The sequence below is a fragment of the Dietzia sp. SLG310A2-38A2 genome (assembly GCF_014145095.1).
Classification (GTDB): Bacteria; Actinomycetota; Actinomycetes; order Mycobacteriales; family Mycobacteriaceae; genus Dietzia.
On the sequence record NZ_JAALDX010000154.1, the window covers coordinates 31,718 to 35,241 of the forward strand.

The window sequence follows — 3,524 nt, forward strand, 5'->3', positions numbered from 1 at the left end:
TCCTGGTCCCCTTCGGCGACGGCGTCGTCGTCGTAGCGCCGGACGGTGACGCACGCGAGATCTCGGGGCTCGGACCGGTCACCGCGGCGGCCGTGACCACCGACGGTCGCCTGCTCACGGGCGCCCCCGGCGGCGAGGTGGTCGTCCGCGGCGCCGACGGGACTGAGCAGCATCGCGTCGCGGGCCTGACGTCGGTCGATCGGATCAGTGTGGCCAGGGACGGTTCGGTCACGGCGTTCAGCCGACCGGACACCGTCATCGCGAGCATCGATCTGGACGAGGACGGCGCCGGTCCGCTCCTTCGCGCCGGGAAGGGAGCCGGAAGGCTCGGCGAGTACGGCGAGGGCACCGTCGTGGCCAGCGACACCGTGGGTGACACACTGCTCGTCTACTCGACCTCACCGATCCGGCTCCATCAGCAGTTCCCGGTCGCAGCGGCCCCCTGGGCGGTCGCCGGGGACTCCACCCGGGACGTCGTCTGGGTCACCTCCACAGGGACCAACACCGTCCAGGCGTACGATCTCGGCGACGGCACAGGGGTTCGGCGGGCCGAGATCGCGACGGTGCGTCAGCCGGACTCGCTGGTGGTCACAGCCTCCGGGACAGTGGTCGTCGGTTCCTCCGACGGTGCCGGCCTCCACCTGATGCGCCCATCACTCCCGGCGCCGTCGAGCTGATCGAAGGACCACCCACGTCCCATCGAGGAGGACCGTGTACTCGCTGATGAAGAGTGTGCTGTTCCGCTTTCCCGCGGAGCGGATCCACCACCTGGTATTCGGCTTGCTGAAGCTGTTGACCCTGGTGCCGCCGCTGGGCTCGCTGGTGCGCCGGTTCCTCGGTGTCCGGGATCCGGTCCTGGCCCAGGACGTCCTGGGCCGTCGCTTTCCCGGGCCGCTCGGGCTCGCCGCCGGTTTCGACAAGAACGCGGCGGCCGTCGACTCGTGGGGTGCGATCGGTTTCGGGTTCAGCGAGGTCGGCACGGTCACCGCGTCACCCCAGCCCGGTAACCCGTCACCCCGACTGTTCCGGCTGCCGGCGGACCGGGCGATCCTCAACCGCATGGGGTTCAACAACCATGGCGCGGGCAACGCGGCCAACAATCTTCGGCGGCGCCGGAGCAGCGACCCGGTGGGGATCAACATCGGCAAGACAAAGGTGGTACCGGCGGAGGACGCCGTTCGCGACTACGTGGCCTCGGCCAGCATGCTCACCGGCCTGGCCGATTACATGGTCGTCAATGTCAGCTCCCCCAACACCCCCGGCCTGAGGGATCTGCAGGCGGTCGCGTCATTGCGTCCCATCCTCACGGCCGTCCGCGACGTGGCGACGATCCCGGTGTTGGTCAAGATCGCCCCTGATCTGGACGACGCGGACATCGACGCGGTCACCGATCTCGTCCTGGAACTCGGCCTCGCCGGCATCGTCGCCACCAACACCACCATCTCGCGGGACGGGCTCACGACACCGGGGAGCACGGTCGCGGCGATGGGTGCGGGCGGGATCTCGGGGGCGCCCGTCGCGGACCGGTCTCGCCAGGTACTCGCCCGGATCCACGAGCGGGCCGGCGATCGGATCGTCATCATCTCGGTCGGCGGCGTCGAGACCCCGGAGGACGTGTGGGACCGCATCACGCACGGTGCCCACCTCGTCCAGACCTACACCGGCTTCGTGTTCACCGGACCCGAGCTCATCCGTGGGTCCAACAGGCTCGTCGCCCGACGGCTCCGCCAGGGGGGTTTCATCTCCTTGGCGGAGGCCGTCGGTTCCGCGGTCAGCTGACCGCTACTGCTCGAAGATCGCCGTGGTGGTCCCGCGGGCCAGGCCCTGCCCGAAGAGGTTGAACCCGACGAAGGCGCAGGACGCGTCCTCGCCGAGATCGATCGCGGCGCCGACGGCGTGGACGGCGAGGATGTAGCGGTGCGGGCCGTGGCCCTCCGGCGGGGCCGCACCCACGAACCCCGTGAACCCGGCGTCGTTGCGGACCACGACGGCCCCCTCCGGCAGGCCCGAGGTGTCGTCGCCGGTGCACGCCCCCTCCGGTAGCGAGGTCACGTCGGCCGGGATGTTGGCCACCGACCAGTGCCAGAACCCCGAGGCCGTCGGCGCGTCGGGGTCGAAGACGGTCACCACGTAGGTCCGGGTCCCCTCCGGTCCGGCACTCCAGCTCACCTGTGGGGACCTGTCCTCGCCGCCCTCCACGCCCATCTTCCCGCCGAGCTGCGCGGACGACAGAGTGGCGCCCTCGGCGAAGGACTCGCTCGTCACCTCGAGGGCGGGGAGATCAGGAAGGGCGTCGTAGGGGTTCGGCACGCGGAAGTCGGTCATCGTCATCCTCCTGGGTCGGACGGTGTGGGGAGGTAACCCCCAGCCGGTCACGTCCTTGTCTACCAGCGATGACCGGCAGGCGTCGGTCGGGAGCGGGGTCCGATTTGTCCCACGGTTCGCGCATCGGCTAGTGTCATTCCTCGCACGACCAAGCCGGGAACGAGCCGGTGCAGGTCACCAGTGTGCGAGCGCGAGTGGCGGAATGGCAGACGCGCTAGCTTGAGGTGCTAGTGTCCTATTAACGGACGTGGGGGTTCAAGTCCCCCCTCGCGCACACTGTGTCGAGACAGTAGAAGTGGCCCCGGATCCGTGAGGATCCGGGGCCCACTTGTTTCTGGGGAGGTCTCCCGATGGCCCGCACACCGCCACCTCCCGCCCAACAGCGACTCATCGACCGACTACGCGATCTCCTCGCGGACGAACCGGTGACCCGCGAGATATCGATGTTCGGTGGCCGCTGTCTCATGGTCTCCGGGAAGATGCTCGTGAGCGCGGGCCGGGACGGCCGGATGCTCGTCCGGGTGGACGCGGACCGGCACGACGAGCTCATCGCCAGGCCCGGCGCCGCGCAGGCCGAGATGGGCGCCGGTCGTGACATGGGGCCCGGGTGGATCTCCGTGTCCGCCTCGGTGATCGCCACCGATGCCGAGCTCCGAGAGTGGCTCCAGCCGGCCCTCGACTACAACCGTTCCGTGACCGGAGAGGCCGGATGAGGGCGGCCGTCGCTCGTCCGGCGGACGCGCTGGGACGGGTGATCGGCGCCACCGCTCGCGCCGTGGACCGGCTACTCGACTCCGTGGGGCTGGCTCCCCCACCCCTCGACCTGCCCCCCGAGGTCCGCGACGACCTCCGTGCGTTCTTCGGCCACACCATCGACCCCGCTTCGGTGATGATCCGTCGGGGACACGTGCCCGCAGTGCCCCACCGGCGTGCGTTCGCGCTACCCGGCCTGATCTACCTGGGCACCGACGCCGGAGTCGTGCGCCCGCGCGGAGGGGGTGTCGAGCGACCGCGGGCCACCCCGACGCTGGTGCACGAGCTGGTCCACGTCTGGCAGGGTCGGGTCATCGGTCCCCGATACGTGGTCATCGCACTGGTCGAGCAGGCACGGAAGGGGCACCGGGCCTACGACTGGCGTGCGGTGCTCGACAGCGCCGTCCTCGACCGGGCTCCCCACGACCGTGCCCCCCACGACCGTG

5 protein-coding genes and 1 tRNA gene are annotated in these 3,524 nt (G+C 70.3%); 5 read left to right on the top strand and 1 reads right to left on the bottom strand.

All coding sequences use genetic code 11. The features are described from left to right. Both G6027_RS06035 and G6027_RS06040 read left to right on the top strand, forming a co-directional pair. On the top strand, positions 1-677 hold a 677-nt coding region (locus tag G6027_RS06035), incomplete at its 5' end, for a hypothetical protein (protein WP_241726861.1). A 34-nt stretch (positions 678-711) separates the two neighbouring features. Continuing rightward, on the top strand, positions 712-1,779 hold the full coding sequence (locus tag G6027_RS06040; protein ID WP_182636329.1) for a quinone-dependent dihydroorotate dehydrogenase: 1,068 nt from the start codon (positions 712-714) through the stop codon (positions 1,777-1,779). A 3-nt stretch (positions 1,780-1,782) separates the two neighbouring features. On the opposite strand, the gene G6027_RS06045 is transcribed toward G6027_RS06040, so the two are convergent. Continuing rightward, positions 1,783-2,325, bottom strand: a complete 543-nt coding sequence (locus G6027_RS06045; RefSeq protein ID WP_182636332.1) for a YbhB/YbcL family Raf kinase inhibitor-like protein — start codon at positions 2,323-2,325, stop codon at positions 1,783-1,785. Between the two features lie 188 nt (positions 2,326-2,513). Here G6027_RS06045 and G6027_RS06050 point away from each other — a divergent pair. The 3 genes from G6027_RS06050 to G6027_RS06060 all read left to right on the top strand — a co-directional run. After that, positions 2,514-2,599: transfer RNA gene (locus G6027_RS06050), tRNA-Leu, on the top strand. Between the two features lie 76 nt (positions 2,600-2,675). Further along, positions 2,676-3,038 carry a TfoX/Sxy family protein gene (locus tag G6027_RS06055; RefSeq protein ID WP_182636334.1) on the top strand — a complete coding sequence of 121 codons (363 nt, stop codon included), beginning with the start codon at positions 2,676-2,678 and terminating at the stop codon, positions 3,036-3,038. After that, a partial coding sequence (locus G6027_RS06060; protein WP_182636336.1) for a hypothetical protein occupies positions 3,035-3,524 on the top strand: 490 nt, incomplete at its 3' end. The genes G6027_RS06055 and G6027_RS06060, both read left to right, overlap by 4 nt.

Coding starts and splice junctions, on each gene's coding strand:
- G6027_RS06045 (WP_182636332.1), bottom strand. CDS start 2,325: ATGACCGACTTCCGCGTGCCGAACCCCTACGACGCCCTTCCTGATCTC.
- G6027_RS06055 (WP_182636334.1), top strand. CDS start 2,676: ATGGCCCGCACACCGCCACCTCCCGCCCAACAGCGACTCATCGACCGA.